Here is a 24,676-nt window from a genome sequence, read left to right as displayed (position 1 = left end):
CGTGCTGCGAGTCATCCTGTCCTTTTTCGGTGCGATCTTCTCCTGGGTGGTGACGGCCGCCTTCTTCGCGGCCCTGACCGTGGGCGGCATCTTCTGGATCTATTCGCGCGACCTGCCCAGCCACGAGACGCTGGCGCAATACGCGCCCAAGACCATCAGCCGCATCTATTCCGCCGAAGGCCAGCTGATCGACGAATTCGCCGAGGAACGGCGCCTGTTCGTGCCGATCGACGAGGTGCCCGACCTGATCAAGCAGGCCTTCGTCAGCGCCGAGGACAAGAACTTCTACAGCCATCCGGGCTATGACCTGCGCGGCATCCTGGGGGCGGCCTACGAGGCGCTGGCCTCGGGCGGGTCCAGCGTGCGCGGGGCCTCGACCATCACCCAGCAGGTGATGAAGAACTTTCTGCTGTCCAGCGACCGCAGCGTCGAACGCAAGGTCAAGGAGCTGATCCTGGCCGCGCGGCTGGAACGCACGCTGACCAAGGACCAGATCCTGGAGCTGTATGTCAACGAGATCTTCCTGGGCCAGAACAGCTTCGGCATCGTGGCGGCGGCGCAGACCTATTTCAACAAGTCGCTGACCGAACTTGCTCCGCACGAGGCCGCGATGCTGGCCGCCATGCCGCAGGCGCCGGGCCGCTATCACCCCGTCCGCGCCAAGGAGCGGGTGACCGAGCGGCGCAACTATGTCCTGCGCGAGATGTGGCAGAACGGCTATCTGGATCAGGCCACCTACGAGGCCGAGGCGCGGCTGCCGCTGCGCACGGTGCAGAACGGCGACTTCCCCTCGTTCCAGCGCCAGCTGCCCCCCCGCGACTATTTCACCGACGAGATCCGCCGCCAGCTGAGCCTGGAATTTGGCCAGGACGAGTTCTTCGGCGGCGGCCTGACGATCCGCGCCACCCTGGATCCGGACCTGCAGACCGAGGCCGCGACGGCGCTGCAGCAGGCGCTGGAGGATTTCGACCGCAATCGCGGCGTCTGGCGCGGCACCGGCGAGACGGTCGCCCCCGAGGCGCTGGCCGACGAGGCCGCCTGGCGCGGCGCGCTGTGGGATCTGCGCCTGCCGCGCGACATCCCCGGCTGGCGTCCCGCCGTGGTGCTGGAGGTCGGCGCCAGCGATGCGCGGATCGGCATCGAGGGGATCGAGGAGGCCGGACCCGGCCACTGGCTGCCCGCCGCCGACGTGCAATGGGCCCGTCCACAGGACCGCGAGACCGGCCAGCTGGGCCCGCGCGCCCAGGTCGCGGGCGATCTGGTCCAGCCCGGCGACGTGGTGCTGGTGCGCGCCATGACCAGCGACGCCGATGGCAGCTTCCTGCGCTGGACCCTGCGGCAGGTGCCCGAGGTGCAGGGTGGCTTCATGGCAATGGACGTGAACACCGGCCGCGTGCTGGCGATGCAGGGCGGGTTTTCCTATGAAAGCTCGGTCTTCAACCGCGCCACGCAGGCGCAGCGCCAGCCGGGCTCCAGCTTCAAGCCCTTCGTCTATGCTGCCGCCCTGGACAGCAACTATACCCCCGCGACCATCGTCGTGGACGAAGCCATCAGCATCAACACGCCCCAGGGGCTGTGGGAGCCGCAGAACTCGTCCGGGCGCTATTACGGCCCGACGCCCCTGCGGACCGGCATCGAGCAGTCGCGCAACCTGATGACCATCCGCATCGCCGATGATATCGGGATGGAGCGGGTGGCCGAATATGCCGAAAGCTTCGGCGTCTACGATGCTCTGTCGCCCTTCCTGGCCAATGCGCTCGGCGCGCAGGAGACGACGCTGTTCAAGATGGTCGCGGCCTATGCGATGTTCGCCAATGGCGGCGAGCGGGTGGAGCCCACCTTGGTCGACCGCGTGCAGGACCGGCGCGGGCGCACCGTCTATCGCCACGACCAGCGCGTCTGCCAGACCTGCGGGATGCAGGCGATGCCCGCGGGGCAGGGCCCGGTCATCGACACCAACCGCGAGAGGGTGCTGGACGCGGTGACCGCCTATCAGCTGACATCGATGCTGGAGGGCGCGGTGGAACGCGGCTCGGGATCGGGCGTCGATCTGCCGGTGCCGATCGCGGGCAAGACGGGCACGACGAACGATGCCAAGGACGTGTGGTTCATCGGCTATTCCAGCAATATCGTGGCGGGCTGCTATATCGGCTATGACCAGCCGCGGTCCCTGGGCGAACGGGCCTTCGGCGGCACGCTGTGCGTTCCCGTCTTCAACGCCTTCATGCGCGAGGCGGTGGCCGAATATGGCGGCACCGAATTCAAGGTCCCTCCGGGCGGCTACTGGGTCAAGATCGACCGCCTGACCGGCCAGCGCCTGTCCGACGATGCCAGCGGCCCCAATGTCATCGCCGAGTATTTCCGCGAGGGGATGGATCCCGACTGGCTGGCGCCCTATGTCGTCGCGGGCTTCGGCGACGACGTGGTGATCCTGCCTTGGGAGGCCGGGGCAGGGACGGCGACCTCGGTCACCACCTCGACCGGCGAGACGCGGGTGATCCCGGGGCGGACGGATTTCGGGACGATGTCCTCGGGCGGGCTGTACTGAGGCTTGCGTCCCGCGACGCCGGGGGGCCAGCCCCCCGGGATACTTCTAGACCGATGCAGGAGGCTCGGCTTCCATCGGCGCCAAGGGCGGCCCCGGCGGCGGTCTTGCCCAAGGCGGCGGGGCGCGGTATCACCCCGGACCTGACGCCAGACCGAAGGAACCCGCCCATGCGCGCCGAGACGCAGTCCACCATCGAGGCCATCCGCCGCTCGCTGTCCCTGCTGGGGCAGCGGCTGGACTGGCAGACCGCGCCCCATCGCCTGGAAGAGATGAACGCCATGATCGAGGATGGCGATCTGTGGTCCGACCCCGCCCGCGCGCAGAAGCTGATGCGCGAGCGCCAGTCCCTGTCCGAGGCGATCGACACCTATCGCCGGATCGAGAGCGACCTGTCGGCCAATGCCGAGATGGTCGAGCTGGCCGAGGCCGAGGGCGATGCCGACCTGGTCACCGAGGCCGAGGCGAACCTCAAGGCGCTGGCCAAGGACGCCGCGCAGAAGGAGTTGGAGGCGCTGCTGAACGGCGAGGCCGACAGCAACGACACCTTCCTGGAGGTCAATGCGGGCGCGGGCGGCACGGAAAGCTGCGATTGGGCGTCCATGCTGGCGCGCATGTATGTGCGGTGGGCCGAGAAGAAGGGCTACGAGGTCGAATTGCTTGCCGAGACGCAGGGCGAGGAGACCGGCATCCGCAGCGCCGCCTACAAGATCACCGGGCACAACGCCTATGGCTGGCTGAAGTCGGAATCGGGCGTGCACCGGCTGGTGCGGATCAGCCCCTATGACAGCGCGGCGCGGCGGCACACGTCCTTCAGCTCGATCTGGGTTTATCCCGTGGTCGACGACAATATCGAGATCGACATTCCCGACCGAGACATCCGCATCGACACCTACCGGTCCTCGGGCGCGGGCGGGCAGCACGTCAACACCACCGACTCGGCGGTGCGGATCACCCACCTTCCGACCAACATCGTCGTGACCTCGTCGGAGAAGTCGCAGCACCAGAACCGCGCCAACGCCATGGCCGCGCTGAAGTCGCGCCTGTACCAGATGGAGATGGACCGCCGCAACGCCGAGGTGAACGCCCAGCATGCCGCCAAGGGCGATGCGGGCTGGGGCAACCAGATCCGGTCCTATGTCCTGCATCCCTACCAGATGGTGAAGGACCTGCGCACCTTGGAGGAGACGAGCGACACGCAGGGCGTGCTGGACGGCGATCTGGACCGCTTCATGGCGGCCACGCTGGCGATGGACGTGGCGGGCAAGAGCCGCGCCGAGGCCAACGCCACCGACTGACCCCCCGCCTGCGCCGAAATGCTGCACTGCAGCATCAGTGATGGATCGGGTCGATCTTCCGGGGTATGCTGTTGCAAAGGCAGCGATTCCGGAAGGTTGGCGATGGAACAGAAACGCATTAATCTGGCCCTGCAGGGCGGCGGCGCGCATGGGGCCTTCACCTGGGGCGTGCTGGACCGGCTGCTGGACGAGCCTTGGCTGGAGGTCGCGGCGATCAGCGGCACCTCGGCCGGTGCCCTGAACGGCGCGGCGCTCAAGGCGGGGCTGGCGGCGCATGCGGGCCTAGGCGGGCGGCAGGCGGCGCGCGAGAACCTGGACGCGCTGTGGTCCGAGGTCGGCGCCATGAGCGACAACCGCGTGGTGCGCTGGATGTCCTCGCTTCTGCCGATGCCGCGCGGGATGCAGCGCTGGACGGAACTGGTGTCGCCCGCCGCCTGGATGGACAACCTGACGCGGCTGTTCAGCCCCTATGACTACGGGCCCTTCTACGTCAATCCCCTGGGCTCTCTGCTGCGCGACCTGCCCTTTCCCGACTTCGCCTGCGAGCCGGGGCCGGATTTCTACGTGGCCGCGACGAATGTGCGCAGCGGGCGGATCAAGGTCTTCACCGGCACGCAGGCCACGCCGGATGCGGTGATGGCCTCGGCCTGCCTGCCGACCCTGTTCCAGGCGGTCGAGATCTATGACCCCGACACCGGCAAGATCGAATCCTTCTGGGATGGCGGCTTCACCGGCAACCCGGCGCTGTTCCCGCTCTACCGGACGACCTTGCCCCGCGACATCCTGATCGTGGCGATCAACCCGCTGATGCGGGACGTGCTGCCGCGCAGCCCGGTCGAGATTTCCGACCGCGTGAACGAGGTCAGCTTCAACAGCTCGCTGATGGCGCAGCTGCGCGCCATCAACTTCGTCAAGCGCCTCTATGCCCAAGGACGGCTGGAGGGCGACGGGATGAAGAACGTGCTGCTGCACCTGATCGACGACGATGCGCTGATGAACGATCTGTCGGCGCGGTCAAAGACCATGCCGCGCCCGGGCCTGCTGGCGGCGATGAAGGCGGCGGGCCAGACCGCCGCCGACAGCTTCCTGCACGATCACGCGGGCAAGCTGAACCGCCAGGACAGCTTCGATCTGGCCGCGCTGTTTCCCAGCATGCGCCCGATCTAGGCGGTCATCGCCGCGGCGATCCGCGCGGCGAGGCGCGCGTTGTTCAGCACCAGCTGGATGTTCGAGTCGAGCGACCGGCCCTCGGTCAGCTCGAAGATGCGCGACAGCAGGAAGGGCGTGACGGCCTTGGCGGCGATGCCCTGGGCCTGCGCCTCGGCCAGCGCCTGCTCGATCACCGGCAGGATGACGTCCTGCGCGATCTCGGCCTCGACGGGGATCGGGTTGGCGACCAGCTGCCCGCCCTTGAGGCCAAGGGCCGCCCGCATCGCCGCCGCCGCCGCGATCTGGGCGGGATCGTCCATGCGCAGCGGCGCGCGCAGCCCCGAATCGCGCGACCAGAAGGCGGGCAGGTTGTCCTGACCGAAGGCAATGACCGGCACGCCCAAGGTCTCCAGCACCTCCCAGGTCTTCGGCAGATCCAGGATCGCCTTGGCGCCCGCCGCCACCACCGTCACCGGGGTCTGCGCCAGTTCCTGCAGGTCGGCCGAGATGTCGAAGCTGTCCTCGGCCCCGCGATGGACGCCACCGATGCCGCCGGTCGCAAAGACCCGGATGCCCGCCAGATGCGCGCAGATCATCGTGGCGGCGACGGTGGTGGCACCGGTGCGGCCATTGGCGAGGCAGACGGCCAGATCGGCGCGGCTGAGCTTCATCGCATCCGCGGGCCGGGTCTGGGCCAGCGCGCGCAGCGCCTCGGGCGTCAGGCCGACATGGATGCGGCCCCCCATCACGGCGATGGTGGCGGGGGTCGCGCCGCCCTCGCGGATGGTGGCCTCGACCGTCTCGGCCATCTCCAGGTTCTGGGGCCAGGGCATGCCATGGGTGATGATCGTCGATTCCAGCGCGACGACGGGGCGGCCTTGGGCCAGCGCGTCGGCGACCTCGGGGGCGAAGGTGAGCGGGGCTTGGGTCACGGGACATCCTTTCCGGAAACATGGGCGGTCGAGGCCTCGACGGCCTGCCGCAGGGCCGCATCGCGCGGCTGGTGGGTCAGTTCGGCGGCCAGATGGGCCGCCAGGAAGCAGTCGCCCGCGCCGGTCACGCGGGCCACGGTGACGGCAGGGGGACGGTGGATCAGTGTCGGGCCGTTGGCCATCGCCTCGGCCGCCGGATGGGGGCCGTCGGTGACCAGCACGCGCGCCGCCCCCCGCGCCACCACGGCCTGCGCGGCGGACGCCGCGTCGGGGCAGGCGCGGCCCGCCAGGATCTCGGCCTCCAGCCGGTTGAGATAGAAGCAGCCGCGCCGGGCGGCGATCAGCGGCTCCAGCCGTTCGGCCTTGCCGGGGCTGGCAGGCACCACGCGCAGATCGGCCTGCGCCAGCCGCGGATCGCGGGCGATGGCGGCCAGCAGATCCTCGGTCAGGTTGCCGTCCAGCACCACGGGGCCGGTCCAGCCGGGCAGGGCGTCCAGCGGCGCCAGGATCGCGCCGCCCGCCTGTTCCAGGCTGTGGGCATCGGCGATGGCGGCGATCAGCCCCTCGCTGTCCTCGATCCCCATGTAGCAGTCGGTGGGCAGGCCGGTGTCGCGCGCCAGATGGTCGGTCACCACCCCAAGCCGCAGGGCCTGGGCGATCAGCGCCTCGCCCTCGGGGTCGCGGCCCACGGCGGAGAGGACGGCGGGCACCAGCCCCCATCGCGCCAGGGCGACCGCCACGTTCAGCGCCACGCCGCCAGGCAGGTGGCGGATGCGGCCCGGCACGTCGGCGCCGGGCGCCATGCGGCGCGGGGCGCGGCCGATCACGTCCCACAGCATGGCGCCGATGCACAGCACGTCAGGCGTCTTGGTCATCGTCATCCCCCATCTGGGTTTGCAGGAAGCGTTCGAAATCGTCCAGATCCACCGGGTCGAACTGCCCGAAGCCCTGCATCCAGACCGAGGCCGTGCGCATCCCCCCCGGGTCCAGCTTGCACCAGGTGATCCGGCCGCGCCGTTCCTGCCGGATCAGGCCGGCGGCTGCAAGCACGCCCAGATGTTTCGAGATGGCGGCCAGGCTGACCTCGAAGGGCTGGGCCACGTCGCTGACCGCCATGTCGTCCTCCAAGAGCATCGACAGCACGCGGCGGCGGGTGGGGTCGGCCAGGGCCGCAAAGATCAGATCCAGCCGGTCGGGCGGGGGCGGCAGGGTCATGGGGCGGGCCTTTGTGCGGGGAACGGTCAACCGGGCGGTTGAATGATGTCGCAGCCGGGCGGTGATTGCAACCGGCCCCGGGAAATGAGCGCGCCAAGAAAAGACATGCCGATCAACGGGTTGCTTCGGGGGCTGCATTGCTTGACTTGGGGGGCGCCAGCGCCTAGACACCGGCCAACGGCGTCGGGGGCGGAAAACATGGCCGAAGAACCCCAGGACGCGCCGGACCGGGCCCAAGACGAGGCTCGACTGCGCGCTCTGGAGGCCAAGCTGGCCGCCTTGACACCCAAGCCCAAGGGCCCCAGCCCGATGGGAAAGTACGAACAGGCCAATCTGGCCTGGCGCATGGTGATCGAGCTTGTGGCCGGATTGGGCCTGGGGTTCGTGATCGGCTACGGGCTGGATTATCTGCTGGGCACGACGCCCCTGCTGATGGTCGTCTTCATTTTCCTCGGCCTCGCGGCCGGCATCAAGTCCTTGATGCGGACCGCGTCCGAGTTGGACCGAAAATCCGGTGACAGACCGGAGAGTGACGAGAGGGATTGATCGTGGCGACGGAAGCGACTGGCGGCGGCCTAGAATTCCACCCCATGGACCAGTTCGTGGTCCGGCCGCTGTTCGGTGACGGCGCGGTCGCCTGGTACACCCCCACCAACGTGACGCTGTGGCTGGCGCTGACCGCCCTGGCGGCAATCGCGCTTCTGGTGATGGGCACGCGGGGCCGGGCGATCGTTCCGAACCGCGCCCAGTCCGTGGCCGAGATGGCATATGGCCTCGTCTACAAGATGATCGAGGACATCGCCGGCAAGGATGGCCTGCGTTACTTCCCCTACGTGCTGACGCTGTTCATGTTCGTCGTCTTCGCCAACCTGCTGGGTCTGGTGCCGATGGCCTTCACCGTCACCTCGCACATCGCCGTCACCGGCGTTCTGGCGCTGGCGGTGTTCTTCGGGGTCACGATCATCGGCTTCGTCAAGAACGGCGCGCATTTCCTCGACCTGTTCTGGGTCCGCTCAGCCCCGCTGGCCGTGCGTCCGATCCTGGCCGTGATCGAGGTCATCAGCTACTTCGTGCGCCCCCTCAGCCTGTCCATTCGTCTGGCAGGCAACATGATCGCCGGTCACGCGGTCATCAAGGTTTTCGCAGGCTTCGCGGCCATCGCCGCCGTCGCCCCCATCGCCATCGTCGCGGTCATCGGGATGTATGCCTTCGAGGTGCTCGTCGCCTTCGTGCAGGCCTATGTCTTCACCATCCTGACCTGCGTCTATCTCAAGGATGCGCTGCACCCGTCGCACTGACGGACGCCGCCTTACACGCGGATCCGCCCGACGGGCCCGCATTCCCCTTCATCGCCAAACTACCAATCGCAAGGAGACTTAATATGACTGGTGATATCGCAGAACTGGGCCAGTACATCGGCGTCGGCCTGACCGCGTTCGGCATGGGCTTTGCCGCTCTGGGCGTGGGCAACGTGGCCGGGAACTTCCTGGCAGGCGCGCTGCGCAACCCGTCGGCCGCCGCCGGCCAGACCGCCACGCTGTTCATCGGCATGGCCTTCGCCGAAGCCCTGGGGATCTTCTCGTTCCTCGTCGCGCTTCTGCTGATGTTTGCGGTCTGATCCATCGCCATCCTTGCGGCGGGGTGGGGGGCTGACCCCCCGCCCCTTCGTTCGTTCAAAGGCCATGGGGTAGGATATGTTCAGCCTGTTGCAAGAGGCCGCCACCACTGCGGTCGGACAATCTGACGGAGCGGTCGTCGTCGACGACACCGCGACGAGCAACGTCGTGGTTACCGGGACCGAGGGCGTGCGCCCCGGCGTGGGCCAAGACGTCGAGGCTGTGGGTCTTCCGCAGCTGGACATGACCACCTTCGGCAACCAGATCTTCTGGCTGGTCGTCACGCTGGTGGTCCTGTATCTGGTGCTGTCGCGCGTGGCCCTGCCGCGCATCGCGGCGGTGCTGTCGGACCGCCAGGGCGCCGTCACCGGCGACCTGATGGCCGCCGAGGAATTCAAGCTGAAGGCCCGCGAGGCCGAGGCCGCCTACGACAAGGCGCTGGCCGATGCCCGCACCGAGGCTCAGGGCATCGTCGCGCAGAACCGCGCCACGATCCAGGGCCAGCTGGATGCCGCCATCGCCAAGGCCGATGCCGAAATCGCCGCCCGCACCGCGGAATCCGAGACGCGCATCCGCGAGATCCGCGTCTCGGCCGATGCCAGCGCGCGCGAGGTCGCCCGCGACGTCACCGCCGAACTGGTCCGCAGCTTCGGCGGGCAGGCGGATGACGCGGCCATCTCGTCAGCCCTGGACGGGCGCATGAAAGGGGCCGTGCAATGACCCGCATGATCGCCATCCTGACCGCCTCGGCTCTGGCGGCGGGTCCCGCCGCTGCCGCGACCGGGGATTACGGCTTCTTCTCGCTGCGCAACACGGACTTCATCGTGCTGCTGGCCTTCATCGGCTTCATCGCCGTGCTGCTGTACTTCAAGGTTCCGGCGATGGTCGCGGGCCTTCTGGACAAGCGCGCCGACGGGATCCGCAAGGATCTGGACGAGGCGCGTCGCCTGCGCGAGGAGGCGCAGGAGATCTATGCCAGCTACGAGCGTCGCCAGCGCGAGGTGAAGACCCAGGCCGACCAGATCGTGGCCAACGCCAAGCGCGAGGCCGAGGCGCAGGCCGCCAAGGCCCAGGCCGATCTGGCCCGCTCGATCGAGCGTCGCCTGCAGGGCGCGCAAGACCAGATCGCCAGCGCCGAGAGCGACGCGGTCCGCGCCGTGCGCGACAGTGCCGTGCAGGCCGCCATGGCGGCCGCGACCCAGATCCTCATGCAGCAGGTCAGCAGCGGCAAACGCTCGGCAGGGATCGACGACGCCATCGAAGACGTGGCGCGCCGGTTGAACTGACAGTCAACGGACAGTGACGCGGCAGGGCCCCCGGTGCGGATGCACCGGGGGCCTTTTCGTCATCAGGGATCGGCCCGGTTGCGCAGGCGCAGGCGGGCGACGGCGGCATGGTCGTCGGCCCGGCGCTGCGCGATAAGGGTGCGGGCGACCAGGTCCAGGTGATCCTCCAGCGCGGCACGGGACGCGGGGCCGTCGCGCAGCTGCAGCGCGTCGTTGATGGCGATGTGCTGGTCCAGGATGCGATCGCGCAGGTCGGGGCTGGCGAAGATGCGCGGCCGGTTGAACAGCATCCCCTGGCGCAGCAGGTCCTGCATCGCGCGCATCATGTGCAGCGCCATCAGGTTGTGGCTGGCCTCGACGATGGCCATGTGGAAGTCGGCGTCCAGCGCCGCCTCGATCTGGGGATCGGGGCTGACATGGGCATGGCGCATGGACTGCACGATCCGGTCCAGGACCTGCAGGTCCGTCTCTCCGGCGGCGACGGCGGCGCGTTCGGCGGCCAGCCCCTCGAGGTCCTTGCGGAAGGTCAGGTAATCGTCGGCCGCCTGCGGGTGGCGCGAGATCAGCCGCACCAGCGCGGGCGAGAACGCGCTGCCCAGCACCTGCGCCACGAAGACCCCGTCGCCGGGGCGGGTGATCAGCAGCCCGTCCGCCTGCATCGCCGCCAGCGCCTCGCGCAGCGAGGGGCGGCTGACGCCCATCCGGCCCGCCAGCTCGCGTTCGCCCGGCAGACGCTCTCCGGGGCGCAGGACGCCCTGCAGGATCAGCGCCTCGATCTGCGCCACGACCGCATCGGACAGGCGGGTGGGGTCGATAGGCTGGAAGGGCGTGTCGGGGACGGGGGGTGCGGGCATGGGACGGGTCCGGGCTGGCTGTGGCCGCCATCCTAAGCCCGGACGGGGCCGAATCAAAGGGGCCGGGCGTGCGGCCCGGCCCCCCGTATCGTCAGGCGCGGCGCTTACTGCGTGGGTCGGATGATGATGTCCACGCGGCGGTTCTGCGCGCGCCCGCTGTCGGTGGCGTTCGAGGCGACGGGCTGGCTCAGCCCGCGGCCCACCGCGACCAGGCGGCCCTGCGACACGCCGGCGGCGGCCAGGATGCCCGCGACCGACTGCGCGCGGCGCTGCGACAGGTCCAGGTTGTAGGCGGCGCTGCCGGTGTTGTCGGTATGGCCGATGACCTCGACCCGGCTGTTGGGATACTGGTTCAGGTTGCGCGCGACGGCATAGAGATCCGTCTGCGCCGGTCCCGACACGGCGGCCGAGTCGGTGGCGAACAGGATGCCCTCGGGCAGGGTGACCTGCAGGTAGCTGCCGTGGTTGACGATCTGCACGTTGGGGTTGCTGATCGACTGTTCCAGCGCGGCGGCCTGGCGGTCCAGGATGTTGCCCGCGACCGCGCCCGCGGCCGCGCCCAGGATGGCGCCGCGCGCCGCGTCGCGGCTGCGGCCGCTGCTGTCGTCGTCGCGCGTCCCGCCATAGAGCGCGCCCACGGCGGCGCCGGCCAGAGCGCCCTGCTGCGTGCGGCTGAGGCCGGTGGTGCCGGTTCCGGTGCCGGTCATGGCCGGGGCGCAGGCGCCCAGGATCAGCAGGCCGGAGGCGGCGAGAAGGCTGGTGGTGCGGAGTGTCATGGGGCTCCCTTTCCTTTGGATCCGGGCGGGCGATCCGTCGCCGCGCCCCGCATGTGTCATGGCGCCCTCCGGTGCCGGATCCGGTCCGATTCCCGCAAGGCGCGTTTCATGCGTGGCAAGCTGTCGCAGTTCGGCGCGGAAGGGAAGACACGGTTTCGTAAAGCCCGTGGTCGGGCGAGGGGAACCCGTCCTCGGGCGCGCTTGCAAAGCGGGGCGGGGCCGGTCAAAAGCGGGCATGGCCCTCCTGAAACGCCCGCCCCCCGCGCTGCCCTTCGCCACCCAGAGCGCGATCTTCGCACGGCTGGCCGAGGCGAACCCGGCCCCCGAGACCGAGCTGCAGTTCGTCAACCCCTTCACCCTGGTCGTGGCGGTGGCCCTCTCCGCGCAGGCCACCGATGTGGGCGTGAACCGCGCCACGCGCGACCTCTTCGCCCGCGCCGACACGCCCGCGAAGATGCTGGAGCTGGGCGTCGAGGGCGTGACCGAACATATCCGCACCATCGGTCTGTTCCGGCAGAAGGCGAAGAACGTCATCGCCCTGTCGCGCATCCTGGTCGAGGACTATGGCGGCGAGGTCCCTGACAGCCGCGCCGCGCTGATGAGCCTGCCGGGCGTCGGGCGCAAGACGGCCAACGTGGTCCTGTCCTGCGCCTTCGGCCATCCCGCGCAGGCGGTCGACACCCATATCTTCCGCGTCGGCAACCGCACCCGCATCGCGCCGGGCCGCGACGTGGACGAGGTCGAGCGCGCGATCGAGGACAATGTCCCCGCGCGTTTCCAGACCCATGCCCATCACTGGCTGATCCTGCATGGCCGCTATATCTGCCAGGCGCGCAAGCCGCGCTGCGGCGTCTGCCCCATCCACGACCTGTGCCCCTATGAGGAGAAGACCGCATGACATCATCCCCGAACGAGGGCCCCTATGTGGTGGGCATCGGCAATGCCGTCATGGACATCATCGCGCCGACCGAGGAGGCGCGTCTGGCCCAGCTGGGCATCACCAAGGGGATCATGCAGCTGGTGGACCGGGGCCGGTCGGAATACCTGATGGCCGCCCAGGCCGACGACCATTCGTCGCGCCGCGATCAGGCGCGCATGGTCGCGGGCGGCAGCGTGGCCAACACCCTGGCGGGCATCGGCGGGTTGGGGCTGCGCACCGCCTTCATCGGCTGCGTGGCCGACGACGAGATCGGCCGGCTCTATGCCGGGCAGACGGAGGGGGCGGGCACGCGCTTCGTCAATGCGCCCGTGGCGGGCTCCGACCTGCCCAGCTCGCGCACCATCATCTTCGTGACGCCGGATGGCGAGCGGTCGATGAACACCTATCTGGGCATCTCGGCCGAGCTGGGCCCCGACGACGTCGCAGCCGAGGTCTTCGACGGCGCGGGCTGGCTGTTCCTGGAGGGCTATCTTTTCGACAAGCCCAAGGGCAAGGCGGCCTTCCTGAAGGCCACCGACGAGATCCACCGCGCGGGCGGGCAGGCGGGGATCGCGCTGTCCGATCCGTTCTGCGTCGACCGCCATCGCGACGACTTTCGCCAGCTGGTGGCAGACCGGATGGATTACGTGATCGGCAATGTCCATGAATGGCAGGCACTGTATCAGGTCGAGGATCTGGAGGAGGCGCTGCGGCTGGCCGTGGCCGATTGCGGCACGGTGATCTGCACCCGCTCGGGCGAGGATGCGATCCTGATCCGCGACGGAGAGCGGGTGACGGCCCCGGTCCACCGCGTCGTGCCGGTGGACGCGACCGGGGCGGGCGACCAGTTCGCCGCCGGGCTGATCTTTGGCCTGGCCTCGGGTCGGCCCCTGCAGGTGGCGGGACGCATGGGCTGCATCGCGGCGGCCGAGGTGATCGGCCATGTGGGCCCGCGCCCCGAGACCGACATCCGGGCGCTGTTCCGGGCCGAGGGGCTGGTCTGACAGCTTGCGTCCCGCCACGGCCGGGGGCCAGCCCCCCGGGCCCCCCGGGATATTTGCACCAAGATGAAAGGGTCGGGCGGCGCGCATGGGGCCTGCGTCGCGGTTTCGTGACGTTGCGCGGCGGGGGGCGCGCGTGTATGACGGCCCGAATTATGGGCAGGCGAGGGGTTTTCCGATGCGCAGGGTAGTTGTCACCGGATTGGGCATGGTCACGCCGCTGGCCTCGGGCGTCGAGGCGACCTGGGACCGGCTGCTGGCCGGGCAGTCCGGCGCCGGGCCGATCACGCGCTTCGATGCGAAGGATGTCGTGACGACCTATGCCTGCGAGATCCCGCGCGGCGATGGCAGCGACGGCAGCTTCAATCCCGACGACTGGATGGCGCCCAAGGACCAGCGCAAGGTGGACGACTTCATCCTCTATGGGGTGGCGGCGGCGCATCAGGCGGTGCTGGATGCGGGCTGGCAGCCCGAGGACGAGGAGAGCCGGCTGCGCACCGGCGTGATGATCGGATCGGGGATCGGCGGGCTGTCCTCGATCGCCGAGACGGCGGTGCTGATCAAGGAGCGGGGGCCGAAGCGGGTGTCTCCGTTCTTCATCCCGGGCGCGCTGATCAACCTGATCTCGGGTCAGGTGTCGATCCGCTACGGGTTCAAGGGGCCGAACCATGCGGTGGTCACGGCCTGCTCGACCGGCGCCCATGCCATCGGGGACGCCTCGCGGATGATCCGCTATGGCGATGCGGATGTGATGATCGCGGGTGGGGCGGAAAGCCCGATCAGCGAGATCGGCATCGCGGGCTTCAACGCCTGCAAGGCGCTGTCCACCAAGCGCGCGGATGATCCGCAGGCGGCCAGCCGTCCCTATGACGCCGACCGCGACGGCTTCGTGATGGGCGAGGGGGCGGGCGTCGTCGTGCTGGAGGAATACGAGCACGCCAAGGCGCGCGGCGCCAAGATCTATGCCGAGGTGCTGGGCTACGGCATGTCGGGCGACGCCTATCACATCACCGCGCCGAGCGAGGATGGCGATGGCGGATACCGGGCGATGGAGGCGGCCCTGAGCAGCGCCGGGCTGACGCCGGACCGGATCGACTACATCAACGCGCATGGGACCAGCACCATGGCCGACACGATCGAACTGGGCGCGGTCGAGCGCCTGCTGGGCGATCACGCTCCGAACGCGGTCATGTCGTCGACGAAATCCAGCATCGGGCATCTGCTGGGGGCGGCGGGCGCGGTCGAGGCGATCTTCTGCATCCTGGCGATCCGCGACCAGATCTGCCCGCCGACGATCAACCTGGACAACCCCGCCGTGGCGCCGAAGCTGGATCTGGCGGCCAATGCCGCCGTGCGGCGGCGCGTCGATATCGCACTGTCCAACAGCTTCGGCTTTGGCGGCACCAATGCCAGCCTGGTTCTGGGAAAGGTCGCGGGATGATCTGGCGCAACATCGCCTCGAATTTCCTGACGCTGGCCATCGTGCTGCTGATCGCGGCGGCCGCCGCCGTGGCCTGGGCCAAGCGCGAGTTCAGCGGGCCCGGTCCCAGTGCAGTGGCGCAATGCGTGCAGATCGCGCCGGGTGCCAGCCTGAACGCGGTCAGCAACCAGCTGGCGGCGCAGGGGGCGATCTCGAACGCCTATCTCTTCCGCGCGGGCGCCGATGCCTTGGGCAAGTCGCGCGAGCTGAAATTCGGCAGCTTCCTGATGCCGCCGGGCGCCAGCATGGAGGAGATCGTCGGCGCGGTCACCTCGGGCGGGGCCTCGACCTGCGGGACCGAGGTGCTGATCCGCGTGGGCGTGCGCGAGAACAGTGTCATCCTGCGCGACATGAACCCCGAGACCGGCGCCTATGAGGACATGGCGCGCTGGAACCCGGCAGAGGGCGCGCGCCCCGAGCCGATCGCCGCCGCCGAGGAGTTGGCCGATGTGCGCCTGAGCCTGGTCATGGCCGAGGGCGTCACCAGCTGGCAGGTGGTCGAGGCGCTGAACGCCGCCAGCTTCCTTGTCGGCGAGGTGGCCGAGACGCCGGCCGAAGGGAGCCTCGCCCCCGACACCTACCTGCTGGAGCGGGGCGGCGACCGCAACGCGCTGCTGGCGCGGATGGCCGAGCGGCAGGCCGCGATCCTGGCCGAGGAGTGGGAGGCGCGGCCCTTCGGCATGCCCTACGAGACGCCCGAGGAGGCGCTGATCATGGCCTCGATCGTGGAGAAGGAGACGGGCGTGGCCGCCGAGCGCCCGCAGGTGGCCAGCGTCTTCGTCAACCGGTTGCGCCAGGGGATGCGGCTGCAGACCGACCCGACGGTGATCTATGGCGTGACGGGCGGGCAGGGGATCCTGGACCGCGGCCTGCGCCGGTCGGAACTGGACACGACCACGCCCTACAACACCTATCGCATCGACGGCCTGCCGCCGACCCCCATCGCCAATCCGGGGCGCGCGGCGATCAATGCGGCGCTGAACCCGGACGAGACCGACTACCTGTTCTTCGTGGCCGACGGGACGGGGGGTCATGCCTTCAGCCGGACTTTGGACGAGCACAACGCCGCCGTCGCCCGCTGGCGCGAGATCGAGGCGCAGCAGGGTCTGCCGACGGACAGTCCGGTGCAGACCGACGGCTGATAAGACTTGGGTATTTGACAAACGGGGCCCCCGGACGCAGGCTTGCATCCGGGGGCCTTTTTCATGGTCCCGTCATCCTGGGAGGAGCCGCAATGATATTGCCCGACATGTTGAAGACGCTGACCGACAATGCCCGACAGTTCCAGGAACGCCTGACCGAATGGCAGGCCGCGATGGCCAAGGGCCAGGAAGAGGCGATGGAGCAGGCCCGCAAATGGCAGACCTCGGCCCTGCAGCAGCAGCAGGAGGTCAACAGCCAGATCGTCGCCAAGATGGAGGGCGCCAGCGAGACCATGAAGGTGCAGTGGCAGCAGATGCAGAAGGTCTGGGAGGATCAGTTCGCCGCCATGCAGAAGCAGGGCGAGGAGATGCGCGCCAAGGCCATGTCCGCCGGCGGCGGGTCGGGCAGCAACGCCTTTGCCGACTGGTCCGAGACCTATGCCGCCCAGATGGTCGCCTTCACCCAGAAGATGCAGGGCGAGGCCGCCAATGCCATCGCCAACGCGACCGAGGCGCGCGGCAAGAAGAAATGAGCCCGTCTGGATGCGCGGAGGGCCTGTAAGCCGGATTTTGTCCACCGCTTGCGCGGCTGGATGACCATTCCTCTGGTCCGTCCGTTACCGGACGGATCTAGCTGCCTACCCGGATCTGCTGGGGCAAGGCGGCCCTGCGGGTTGCCCCGCACGCGATCCCTATTCGGCATTGCTCCCGGTGGGGCTTGCCATGCGGGCGCTGTTGCCAGCCCCCCGGTGGGCTCTTACCCCGCCGTTTCACCCTTACCTGTCCGAAGACGGGCGGTCTGTTCTCTGTGGCGCTGTCCCTGGGGTTGCCCCCGCCGGGCGTTACCCGGCACCGTTGCCTCATGGAGTCCGGACTTTCCTCGACGCGTCGCCGCGCCGCGGTCATCCAGCCCTCCGCGCGCGCCCCGTATGGCGGGGCGGGCGATGGGCGTCAAGAGGGGGCGCCGCCCCCATCGCCTTCGGCGATTCCCCCGGGATATTTTCGTGAAGAAGAGAGCGTGGCGGCGGTGCGGCGGTCGGCTTGGCTTTCCGGGCCCTGTCCCCAAGGGCGATGGCGAAGGCGGAAGGCCGCGAGGCGGGTGTCCGGGTCGGCCAGGGGATAGCCCAAGGCGTCGAGGCTGGGGCCGAGGGGCGGCGCGGCGGCGGTTGCGGGGGGATGGGCGAAGAGGGCCAAGCCCTCGCGCGCCAGGGCCTGCCAGTCGAAGCGCGGGCCGGGATCGATCTTGCGGCCGGGCGCCAGGTCGGAATGGGCGATGACGTTGGCGGGGGGGATCTGCCAGCGGGCCATGATGGCCTGCAGCAGGGTCCGCAGGGCGGTCATCTGCGGGGCGGGGAAGGGGCGGTCGCCGGGATTGGCCAGCTCGATCCCGATCGAGCGGCTGTTCACGTCGTCGCGGCCCTGCCACCGGCCCGCGCCCGCGTGCCAGGCGCGGCGGGTCTCGCAGACCAGCGGGTCGGTCGTGCCATCCTCGGCGATCAGCCAGTGGGCGCTGACCTCGGCCGCGGGATCGCAGAGCCGGGCGCGGGCCGAGGCGGCATCCGCCATGCCGGTGTAATGGATCACGATCAGCGACGGGCGCTGGCCGCGCCGGTCGCCGTGATTGGGGCTGGCGCCCGGACGGTCGGGCACGAGCCTAGGGCGTCGCGACCGGCGCGATCGCCACGGGCATGGCCAGGGCCGGGCGCAGGGCGGGCAGGCTGGGCGGGGTCTGCGCCGATGCCGCCACCGGGACGTTGCGGATGCCCGCCGTGGGGGGCGGCAGGACCGGATCGCGGCCCGTGATCCGGGCGGGCGTCGGGGACAGCACCGGCAGGGCGATCGGGATGCCCTGCTGCGAGGTCTCTCCGGTCATCAGCGTGACCTCTCGGGCGGTCTTGTACTGACCGTAGGGGCCGTCGCCGAACCCGTAGTTCGGGTTCCAGCCCCGATGTTCCCCGCAACCGGCCAGCGCCAGCACCACCATCACCAAAGCCCTGCGCATCCTGCCTCCGACATGCCGTTCGCGGCAGGTTACCACCAGCGATCCGGCTTGGCCACAAATCCCGCCGCCCGTTCCAGGACGGCCGCCTGGTTCAGCAGATCGCCCTCCTCGAAGGGCCGCCCGAACAGCTGCAGGCCAAGCGGCAGCCCATCCGCATCCTGCCCCACCGGGACCGAGATGCCGGGCAGGCCCGCCAGGTTCAGCGTCACGGTGAACACGTCGTTGAGATACATCTGCACCGGATCGCCCTTGTCCACCGAGCCGAGCGGGAAGGCCGCCGAGGGCGTGGCGGGGGCCAGGATCGAATCGATGCCCTCGGCGAAGGCGCGGTCGAAATCGCCCTTGATCAGCGCGCGGACCTTGCGGGCGCGGTTGTAATAGGCGTCGTAGAAACCCGCCGACAGCACATAGGTGCCGATCATCACGCGGCGCTGCACCTCCGCGCCGAAGCCCTCGGCGCGGGTCTTCTCGTAGAGCTGGGTGATGCCGTCGCCCGCGCCCAAGCTGGCGCGGTGGCCGTAGCGCACGCCGTCATAGCGCGCGAGGTTCGAGGAGGCCTCGGCCGGGGCGATGACGTAATAGGCGGGCAGGGCGTATTTCGCATGCGGCAGGCTGATGTCGACGATCTCGGCGCCCGCATCGCGCAGCATCTCGGCCCCCTCGCGCCACAGCGCGTCGATGGCGGGGGGCATCCCCTCCATCCGGTACTCGCGGGGAATGCCGATGCGCTTGCCGCGGATGTCGCCGGTCAGCGCGGCCTCGAAATCCGGCACCGGCAGGTCGGCGCAGGTGCTGTCCATCGGATCGCTTGATGCCATGGCGCCCAGCATGATCGCCGCGTCGCGCACGGTGCGGGTCATTGGCCCGGCCTGATCCAGGCTGGAGGCATAGGCGATCACCCCCCACCGGCTGACCCGGCCATAGGTGGGCTTCAGCCCCACCGTGCCCGTGAAGGCGGCGGGCTGGCGGATGGATCCGCCCGTATCGGTGCCGGTCGCGCCCAGGCACAGATCGGCGGCCACCGCGGCGGCGGACCCGCCCGAGCTGCCGCCCGGGGTCAGCTGCACGCCGCCCGCGCCGCGCCAAGGGTTCACCGCCGGGCCATAGCAGCTGCTCTCGTTGGTCGAGCCCATCGCGAACTCGTCCTGGTTCAGCTTGCCCAGCATCACGGCGCCCGCCGTCCACAGGTTCCGCGTCACGGTGGATTCATATTCGGGCACGAAGCCCTGCAGGATGCGGCTGCCCGCTTGGGACGGCACGCCCTTCACGCAGAACACGTCCTTGATGCCCACCGGAATGCCGGTCATCGACGCGCCGTCGCCCGCCCGGATGCGCGCATCGGCGGCGGCGGCCATGTCGCGGGCCATGTCGGGGGTGCGGTGGACGAAGGCGTTCAGCGCGCCCGACCCGTCGATGGCCGACAGGCAGGCCTCGGTCAGCTCGACCGAGGTCAGGTCGCCGCGGCCGAGGGCGTCGCGCGCATTGGCAATGGTCAGTCGGTTCGGATCGGTCATTCCACCACCTTCGGCACGGCAAAGAAGCCCTCGCGCGCGTCGGGCGCATTGGACAGGATCTGGTCGGTCATGCCGCCCGAACTCACCACGTCCTCGCGCCGCTTGAGGCGCATGGGGGTGACGCCGGTCATCGGCTCGACGCCCTCGACATCGACCTCGTTCAGCTGTTCCATGAACTGCAAAATGCCGCTCAGCTCGCGCGCCAGCGCCGGCAGGGCGGCATCGTCAACGGCAATGCGCGCCAGATGCGCGACCTTGCGGGCCTGATCCTCGGTGATCGACATGACGTTTCCTTTCGTTGCGGGCGGGTCTACAACCCCGCGCCAAAGGCCGCAAGCCGCCCGGAGGTGCCCATGTCCGCCGCTCTGTCGATCCTGCCGGTGATCGCGCTGGTCCTGCTGGGCCATCTGGCGCGGCGCGGCGGGCTGATCGCCGCCGCCAGCTGGCCGGGGATCGAGCAGCTGGGCTATCGCGTGCTGTTTCCCGCGATCCTGCTGACCTCGATCTATCGGTCCGACCTGTCGCTCGGGCGGCTCGGTCCCTACCTGGGCGCGCTGGCGCTGGCCTTCGCGCTGACCGGAGGGCTGGCGCTGCTCTGGGCGCTGCGCAGCGGCCAGTCGGGGCCGCGCGCCAGTTCGCTGTTCCAAGGGGCGCTGCGGTTCAACTCGCTGCTGATCCTGGCGGTGGCGGCGCAGGCCTTCGGCCCGGCCGCGCTTGGCGATCTGGCGGTGGCCTTCGCCTTCCTGATCCCGGCCTTCAACATCTCGGCCATCGTGGCGTTGACCCTGCTGTCCGAGGGGCCGCGCCCCACGGGTGCGGCGCGCCGCATCGGGGCCGAGATCGGGCGCAACCCGATGGTGCTGTCCTGCCTTGCCGGTCTGGCGCTGAACCTGTCGGGCGTGGCGCTGCCCGATTGGGTGATGTCGCCGCTGGACTGGCTGGGGCAGGGCGCGCTGGCCGTGGGTCTGCTGGCCGTCGGCGCGGGCATCGAGCCCGCCCGCCTGTGGCAGCGCGACCTCGCCCTGTGGCTGGGCGTCTGGCTGCGGCTGGCGCTGTGCCCGGTAATCTTCCTCGGCGCCGCGCTGGCCCTGGGCCTGCCCGCCGGACAGCTGGCCTCGGGCCTTCTGGCGACCGCCGCGCCGGGCGCTCCCGTGGGCTATATCCTGGCGCGGCAGATGGGCGGAGACGCGGATTTCTACGCCGCGATCTTCACCTGGCAGACGGTGCTGGCCGCGCTGAGCCTGCCGCTGTGGCTTGTCCTGGCAGGGTTTTTTGGAGCCTGACCAGCGCGCGGCAGGTTTTTTCACCCCGAGCGAATATTTTGGCTTGCAGCCCCCGGCGGCTTTCCCTAAACACCGCCTCACGCCGCAGGGAAGACCTGCAGCGCCAGAAAGTGGCCCGTTCGTCTATCGGTTAGGACGTCAGGTTTTCAACCTGAAAAGAGGGGTTCGACTCCCCTACGGGCTGCCACTTCTTCCTTTTGATTAATGGTTTGCACAGGGCATTGCTCCGTTTTCGCCTTGACGTTCGTATGGTCGGACATCCTGTTCTGGGCTGTGGATCCGCCATCTGGTTGCTGACATCATCGTGCGGCTTGTTCTGCATGGGCATCGGTACGGACCTCAGCCGGCGGCAAGAGTTCCTCTGCTACGAAATGCGTCTTCGCACGGTTCATCCGGAACCCACCCGCCACTGCACGACAAACAAGAAGCGCAGCAATGAAGCCCCGAGGCAACGCGGATCACTTCGGATCTAGCTGGACAGGGACACGAGATGGCCAGCCAGAAGGGTGGGGCGCGCCAATCGAAAACAAGCCGCAGTCGCCATCGGTCCCGGCGCCGCGTCGAATGAAGTCGCGTTTCCCGACGGCGCAAAGTGGCTTTCCCGCAATCACGGCAGACACCTACATGGTGTTCCTCCAGCCATGGATACGGCCACCGGCGACAATCGTGCAGCGAAGTTCGCCTCAAGCTAGGAAGGACCAGTCCGGTACTGCCTGACCATCTGGATCGGTGACCCGGACACAAAATCATCGAATCCCTGTTTGCGTCACCTCATCGGGCCAACCCAACGTCCTCGCCACCGCCGTGGCAGCACGCTTGTTCAAGGCACGTCGTCGAAAACCGGATGGCGTTACGGAACCCCATCGCTCCATCGATCAAGAAGGCCGCGTGAAGGATCTCAACTTAGGTCTGGGATATGCAAGTGGCGGAGAGGGTGTCTGCCGTTCCTCTATCCCGCATGTTCCTAACACTTCCAATTCATCAAGCTATTGCAACAGACTAACGGGCTTCCCATGTCTCTACTGTTCCGGCGTGGTCCGGGCTATTCCCCAAGTCAATGGGGGAAGGAATGGGGGAAGTTATGGCCGTCCATCTGACCCGCACGCCGGAAAAGGCCCTGACCGCGCAGGCGGTGCGCAACGCCACCCTGCCGGGCAAGTATTTTGACGGGCATGGGCTTTACCTGCGCGTAGACGCCAACGGTTCGCGGTTCTGGGTCCAGCGTATCACGGTGCGCGGCAAGCGATGTGAACTAGGGCTTGGTTCGCCGTCACTGGTCACCCTGGCCGAGGCACGCGTTAAGGCGTTGGTCAATCGCAAGCTGGCCCGTGAAGGCGGCGACCCGTTGCAAGCCAAGCGTGAGGCGCAGGCTGTCTTATCCTTCGAAGAAGCGGCCCGCAGGGTTCACGCCTTGCACAAGCCCACTTGGGCCAATGAAAAGCACGCGGCGCAGTTCCTGTCCACGCTGGAAACTTACACCTTCCCCCGGCTGGGCAAGCTGAAAGTGCAGGACGTGACCACGGGCGACGTGCTTGCGGTTCTCATGCCGATCTGGACGGAGAAACCGGAGACCGCGCGCCGGGTGCGTCAGCGCATCGGCATGGTTCTGAAATGGGCCATTGCCCAAGGCTGGCGGCAGGACAATCCAGCCGAGAATATTAGCCGGGCTCTGCCCAAGGTGTCCAAAGTGCAGGAACACCGCAAGGCGCTGCCCTATGGTGACGTGGCGGGCTGCATTGATACTGTGCGGGCATCCGGTGCGGGACAGGTGACAAAACTGGCGCTTGAATTTCTGGTGCTGGCCGCTGCGCGGTCTGGAGAGGTGCGCGAAGCCCGCTGGGCCGAAATAGACATGACCGCGAAAGTCTGGGAAATCCCCGCAGCCCGGATGAAGATGAAACGCCCGCATCGCGTGCCCCTGTCGCCGCGCGCCGTGGCATTGCTGCGCGAGGCAGAGGCGCTAGCCGATGGGTCCGGGCTTGTGTTCCCCGGCACGAAAACGGGCCGTCCGCTGTCGGACATGACCCTTTCGAAGCTGGTCAAGGAATTGGGTTTCGAGGCCGACGTTCACGGCTTCCGCACGTCTTTCCGCACTTGGGCGCAGGAACGCACGACTTTCCCCCGCGAGGTGGCCGAGGCGGCGCTGGCGCACCTGTCCGGCGATGCCGTGGAGCGGGCCTATGCCCGCAGCGACGTGTTCGACAAGCGCCGCAAGATGATGGACGCTTGGTCGGCTTTCTTGGCTGAAAAACGCGAAAACGTGGTGAGGATTGGCTGATGGAAATTTACGTTCGGGCCGAACTGCCGGAAAGCTGCTATATCCATGAGGCTGCGCTTTGGGTTTCTCTCGGCATTGTGCCCCGGTTCTTGAGCGACGGCTATGGGAATGACATTCGCAGTTCCGCTGATGAACATCTTGACCAAATGCAGGCGTTGACGAGTTCAGATTTTTTTGAGGTGGCGCCGGTAATTCAAACGATAATAAAAAGTGCTAATCCGGAGCGGTTTTCGACAGCGTTGGCCTTAACTTACGGTCGAGGCGCACCTGAAATAGAGGCTAACATTCGCCGTTTGCAAGGCGTTATTTCTGATATGATGAGGAGCGTTAAGGAGAATTCACATTTGGAAAGAATTATAGCTGATTGTGAGGTGGAACTTTCGCAGGATGAAAAAGCCTTGGAGGCTGAAGCTTTAATCAGGCCGTATATTTCAGAGTTAGAGAGACGCTCTGAGATTGGCCAGGCGGCTATTTTTAACGCTGTTGCATCAGGTAGGCTTTCTACATTGGGCGTTCGCGTCGCCAATAAAACCAATGAGAGAAGCGATGATGGCAATGATGAAAATATTTCCGGCGAATTCCAATCAGTGCCCGCTGAACATTGGCGGCAATCTTCGATTAACTGGAGAACTTCAGCTATTTCTATTGAGGGTGATGAATTTGGTTGGGTTGGCGTTCAAATGCTAATGAGAGATTTATTAAAGATGTTTCCGAGGCCGGAAGCCGTTGAAACCCCTTTTTCCGGTTTAATGTCCGGAGCTGCCTTAATTTTGGATGCGAATCATAAGGTGCCCACCAGTCAGATTACAAGACGCCCGGGTAGGCCTGGTCTCGGAGACGGAAATATTCAGTTAGCAGTCAGATACGAGTTTACAAGGCGCCGTGAAAACGGAGAACTGCCGAAGAAAGTAGAAGCCATTAACGAGGCGGTTGCCGAGTGGGTGAAAGAAGTTTTTAATCAAAAGCCAAGTCGGTCATCTGTCCAGAGATACCTTGCGGATGTGCTATCTACCAAAGGTGACTAGCCAAAAACGTGCCCAAAATTCTGCCCGAAAATGCGATAGAAATTGGCAAGGTTTATGGGCTGCATACTCTCTTTTTTGGGCTGACATTTGATTGATAAACGACAGGCTTTCGCACCATGTTGCTTTTACTATCCGCAACATGCAGGGAAATGCCGACATGGCCCAAAAACATCTCCGCCGCCGCGCCGTTGAAGAAATCACTGGTTTAAGCCGCAGCACGATTTACGACCTGATGGGCAAGGGGCAGTTTCCGCGCCCGGTAAAGCTGACCAGCAAGGCGGTTGGTTGGCCCGAAAGCGCGCTGTCTGATTGGCTGAACAGCCGCACTTCCGCATAAGCAAACCGCCACCCCGAGGCTTGG

The 24,676-nt window shown here is 67.7% G+C and carries 26 protein-coding genes, 1 tRNA gene and 1 other RNA gene; 18 read left to right on the top strand and 10 right to left on the bottom strand.

All coding sequences use genetic code 11. The features are described from left to right. The first annotated feature begins 1 nt into the window (after position 1). From E4191_RS08250 to E4191_RS08240, 3 genes are all read left to right on the top strand, one after another. On the top strand, positions 2-2,548 hold the full coding sequence (locus E4191_RS08250) for a penicillin-binding protein 1A (protein ID WP_135312986.1): 2,547 nt from the start codon (positions 2-4) through the stop codon (positions 2,546-2,548). A gap of 167 nt (positions 2,549-2,715) precedes the next feature. After that, positions 2,716-3,843, top strand: coding sequence for a peptide chain release factor 2 (gene prfB, locus E4191_RS08245; protein ID WP_135312985.1), 1,128 nt, complete (start codon positions 2,716-2,718; stop codon positions 3,841-3,843). Between the two features lie 102 nt (positions 3,844-3,945). Next, positions 3,946-5,010 (top strand): patatin-like phospholipase family protein, encoded by a 1,065-nt coding sequence (locus E4191_RS08240; RefSeq protein WP_135312984.1) that lies wholly within the window; start codon positions 3,946-3,948, stop codon positions 5,008-5,010. On the opposite strand, the gene E4191_RS08235 is transcribed toward E4191_RS08240, so the two are convergent. Genes E4191_RS08235 through E4191_RS08225 form a run of 3 tightly spaced genes read right to left on the bottom strand, consistent with a single transcriptional unit; the run spans position 5,007 to position 7,139 of the window. Further along, positions 5,007-5,924 (bottom strand): pseudouridine-5'-phosphate glycosidase, encoded by a 918-nt coding sequence (locus E4191_RS08235; RefSeq protein ID WP_135312983.1) that lies wholly within the window; start codon positions 5,922-5,924, stop codon positions 5,007-5,009. The genes E4191_RS08240 and E4191_RS08235 overlap by 4 nt on opposite strands. Further along, positions 5,921-6,799, bottom strand: coding sequence for a PfkB family carbohydrate kinase (locus E4191_RS08230; protein ID WP_135312982.1), 879 nt, complete (start codon positions 6,797-6,799; stop codon positions 5,921-5,923). Before E4191_RS08230 ends, E4191_RS08235 begins: the two co-directional genes overlap by 4 nt. Then, on the bottom strand, positions 6,783-7,139 hold the full coding sequence (locus E4191_RS08225) for an ArsR/SmtB family transcription factor (RefSeq protein WP_135312981.1): 357 nt from the start codon (positions 7,137-7,139) through the stop codon (positions 6,783-6,785). Before E4191_RS08225 ends, E4191_RS08230 begins: the two co-directional genes overlap by 17 nt. 198 nt (positions 7,140-7,337) lie before the next feature. Here E4191_RS08225 and E4191_RS08220 point away from each other — a divergent pair, with 198 nt between their 5' ends. The 5 genes from E4191_RS08220 to E4191_RS08200 all read left to right on the top strand — a co-directional run bounded on the left by E4191_RS08220 (position 7,338) and on the right by E4191_RS08200 (position 10,041). Continuing rightward, positions 7,338-7,685, top strand: a complete 348-nt coding sequence (locus E4191_RS08220) for an AtpZ/AtpI family protein (protein ID WP_135312980.1) — start codon at positions 7,338-7,340, stop codon at positions 7,683-7,685. Between the two features lie 2 nt (positions 7,686-7,687). After that, on the top strand, positions 7,688-8,437 hold the full coding sequence (locus E4191_RS08215; RefSeq protein ID WP_228461176.1) for a F0F1 ATP synthase subunit A: 750 nt from the start codon (positions 7,688-7,690) through the stop codon (positions 8,435-8,437). 83 nt (positions 8,438-8,520) lie between these two features. After that, positions 8,521-8,757: a F0F1 ATP synthase subunit C gene (locus E4191_RS08210; RefSeq protein WP_090743205.1), complete on the top strand. Its 237-nt coding sequence runs from the start codon at positions 8,521-8,523 to the stop codon at positions 8,755-8,757. A gap of 76 nt (positions 8,758-8,833) precedes the next feature. After that, entirely contained in the window at positions 8,834-9,475 is a 642-nt protein-coding gene (locus E4191_RS08205) for a F0F1 ATP synthase subunit B' (protein WP_135312979.1), read from the top strand. Further along, positions 9,472-10,041 (top strand): F0F1 ATP synthase subunit B, encoded by a 570-nt coding sequence (locus E4191_RS08200; protein WP_135312978.1) that lies wholly within the window; start codon positions 9,472-9,474, stop codon positions 10,039-10,041. The genes E4191_RS08205 and E4191_RS08200 overlap by 4 nt, the downstream gene beginning before the upstream one ends. A 62-nt stretch (positions 10,042-10,103) precedes the next feature. On the opposite strand, the gene E4191_RS08195 is transcribed toward E4191_RS08200, so the two are convergent. After that, a complete protein-coding gene (locus E4191_RS08195) occupies positions 10,104-10,895 on the bottom strand; it encodes a FadR/GntR family transcriptional regulator (protein ID WP_135312977.1) in 792 nt (263 codons plus the stop codon). A 104-nt stretch (positions 10,896-10,999) separates the two neighbouring features. Next, on the bottom strand, positions 11,000-11,671 hold the full coding sequence (locus E4191_RS08190) for an OmpA family protein (RefSeq protein ID WP_135312976.1): 672 nt from the start codon (positions 11,669-11,671) through the stop codon (positions 11,000-11,002). A 235-nt stretch (positions 11,672-11,906) separates the two neighbouring features. Between E4191_RS08190 and nth the strand changes: the two genes are divergently transcribed. From nth to E4191_RS08165, 5 genes are all read left to right on the top strand, one after another. After that, entirely contained in the window at positions 11,907-12,569 is a 663-nt protein-coding gene (gene nth, locus E4191_RS08185; protein ID WP_135312975.1) for an endonuclease III, read from the top strand. After that, entirely contained in the window at positions 12,566-13,594 is a 1,029-nt protein-coding gene (locus E4191_RS08180; protein WP_135312974.1) for an adenosine kinase, read from the top strand. The genes nth and E4191_RS08180 overlap by 4 nt, the downstream gene beginning before the upstream one ends. Before the next feature lie 175 nt (positions 13,595-13,769). Further along, a complete protein-coding gene (gene fabF, locus E4191_RS08175; protein ID WP_135312973.1) occupies positions 13,770-15,032 on the top strand; it encodes a beta-ketoacyl-ACP synthase II in 1,263 nt (420 codons plus the stop codon). Continuing rightward, positions 15,029-16,213 carry an endolytic transglycosylase MltG gene (mltG, locus tag E4191_RS08170; RefSeq protein ID WP_135312972.1) on the top strand — a complete coding sequence of 395 codons (1,185 nt, stop codon included), beginning with the start codon at positions 15,029-15,031 and terminating at the stop codon, positions 16,211-16,213. Before fabF ends, mltG begins: the two co-directional genes overlap by 4 nt. A 92-nt stretch (positions 16,214-16,305) precedes the next feature. Then, positions 16,306-16,746, top strand: a complete 441-nt coding sequence (locus tag E4191_RS08165) for a hypothetical protein (protein WP_135312971.1) — start codon at positions 16,306-16,308, stop codon at positions 16,744-16,746. 10 nt (positions 16,747-16,756) lie between these two features. On the opposite strand, the gene rnpB is transcribed toward E4191_RS08165, so the two are convergent. The 5 genes from rnpB to gatC all read right to left on the bottom strand — a co-directional run bounded on the left by rnpB (position 16,757) and on the right by gatC (position 20,013). Continuing rightward, positions 16,757-17,131, bottom strand: an RNA gene (gene rnpB, locus E4191_RS08160) — RNase P RNA component class A. A 33-nt stretch (positions 17,132-17,164) separates the two neighbouring features. After that, positions 17,165-17,863, bottom strand: coding sequence for an N-acetylmuramoyl-L-alanine amidase (locus E4191_RS08155; RefSeq protein ID WP_228461173.1), 699 nt, complete (start codon positions 17,861-17,863; stop codon positions 17,165-17,167). A gap of 4 nt (positions 17,864-17,867) precedes the next feature. After that, positions 17,868-18,215, bottom strand: coding sequence for a hypothetical protein (locus E4191_RS08150; protein ID WP_135312970.1), 348 nt, complete (start codon positions 18,213-18,215; stop codon positions 17,868-17,870). 29 nt (positions 18,216-18,244) lie between these two features. Further along, on the bottom strand, positions 18,245-19,729 hold the full coding sequence (gene gatA, locus E4191_RS08145) for an Asp-tRNA(Asn)/Glu-tRNA(Gln) amidotransferase subunit GatA (protein ID WP_135312969.1): 1,485 nt from the start codon (positions 19,727-19,729) through the stop codon (positions 18,245-18,247). Then, positions 19,726-20,013 carry an Asp-tRNA(Asn)/Glu-tRNA(Gln) amidotransferase subunit GatC gene (gene gatC / locus E4191_RS08140; protein WP_135312968.1) on the bottom strand — a complete coding sequence of 96 codons (288 nt, stop codon included), beginning with the start codon at positions 20,011-20,013 and terminating at the stop codon, positions 19,726-19,728. The genes gatA and gatC overlap by 4 nt, the downstream gene beginning before the upstream one ends. Positions 20,014-20,082: 69 nt before the next feature. Between gatC and E4191_RS08135 the strand changes: the two genes are divergently transcribed. The 5 genes from E4191_RS08135 to E4191_RS08115 all read left to right on the top strand — a co-directional run bounded on the left by E4191_RS08135 (position 20,083) and on the right by E4191_RS08115 (position 24,652). Continuing rightward, positions 20,083-21,012 (top strand): AEC family transporter, encoded by a 930-nt coding sequence (locus tag E4191_RS08135; protein WP_135312967.1) that lies wholly within the window; start codon positions 20,083-20,085, stop codon positions 21,010-21,012. A gap of 112 nt (positions 21,013-21,124) precedes the next feature. Beyond that, positions 21,125-21,199 (top strand) — tRNA-Glu (locus tag E4191_RS08130). An 894-nt stretch (positions 21,200-22,093) separates the two neighbouring features. Then, positions 22,094-23,290: a tyrosine-type recombinase/integrase gene (locus tag E4191_RS08125; RefSeq protein WP_228461171.1), complete on the top strand. Its 1,197-nt coding sequence runs from the start codon at positions 22,094-22,096 to the stop codon at positions 23,288-23,290. Next, entirely contained in the window at positions 23,290-24,315 is a 1,026-nt protein-coding gene (locus E4191_RS08120; RefSeq protein ID WP_135312965.1) for a hypothetical protein, read from the top strand. The genes E4191_RS08125 and E4191_RS08120 overlap by 1 nt, the downstream gene beginning before the upstream one ends. 157 nt (positions 24,316-24,472) lie before the next feature. After that, positions 24,473-24,652 carry a helix-turn-helix transcriptional regulator gene (locus E4191_RS08115; protein ID WP_135312964.1) on the top strand — a complete coding sequence of 60 codons (180 nt, stop codon included), beginning with the start codon at positions 24,473-24,475 and terminating at the stop codon, positions 24,650-24,652. Positions 24,653-24,676: the final 24 nt, after the last annotated feature.

This window comes from Paracoccus liaowanqingii (assembly GCF_004683865.2).
GTDB lineage: Bacteria > Pseudomonadota > Alphaproteobacteria > Rhodobacterales > Rhodobacteraceae > Paracoccus > Paracoccus liaowanqingii.
This window is presented reverse-complemented; position numbering and strand designations above follow the sequence as displayed.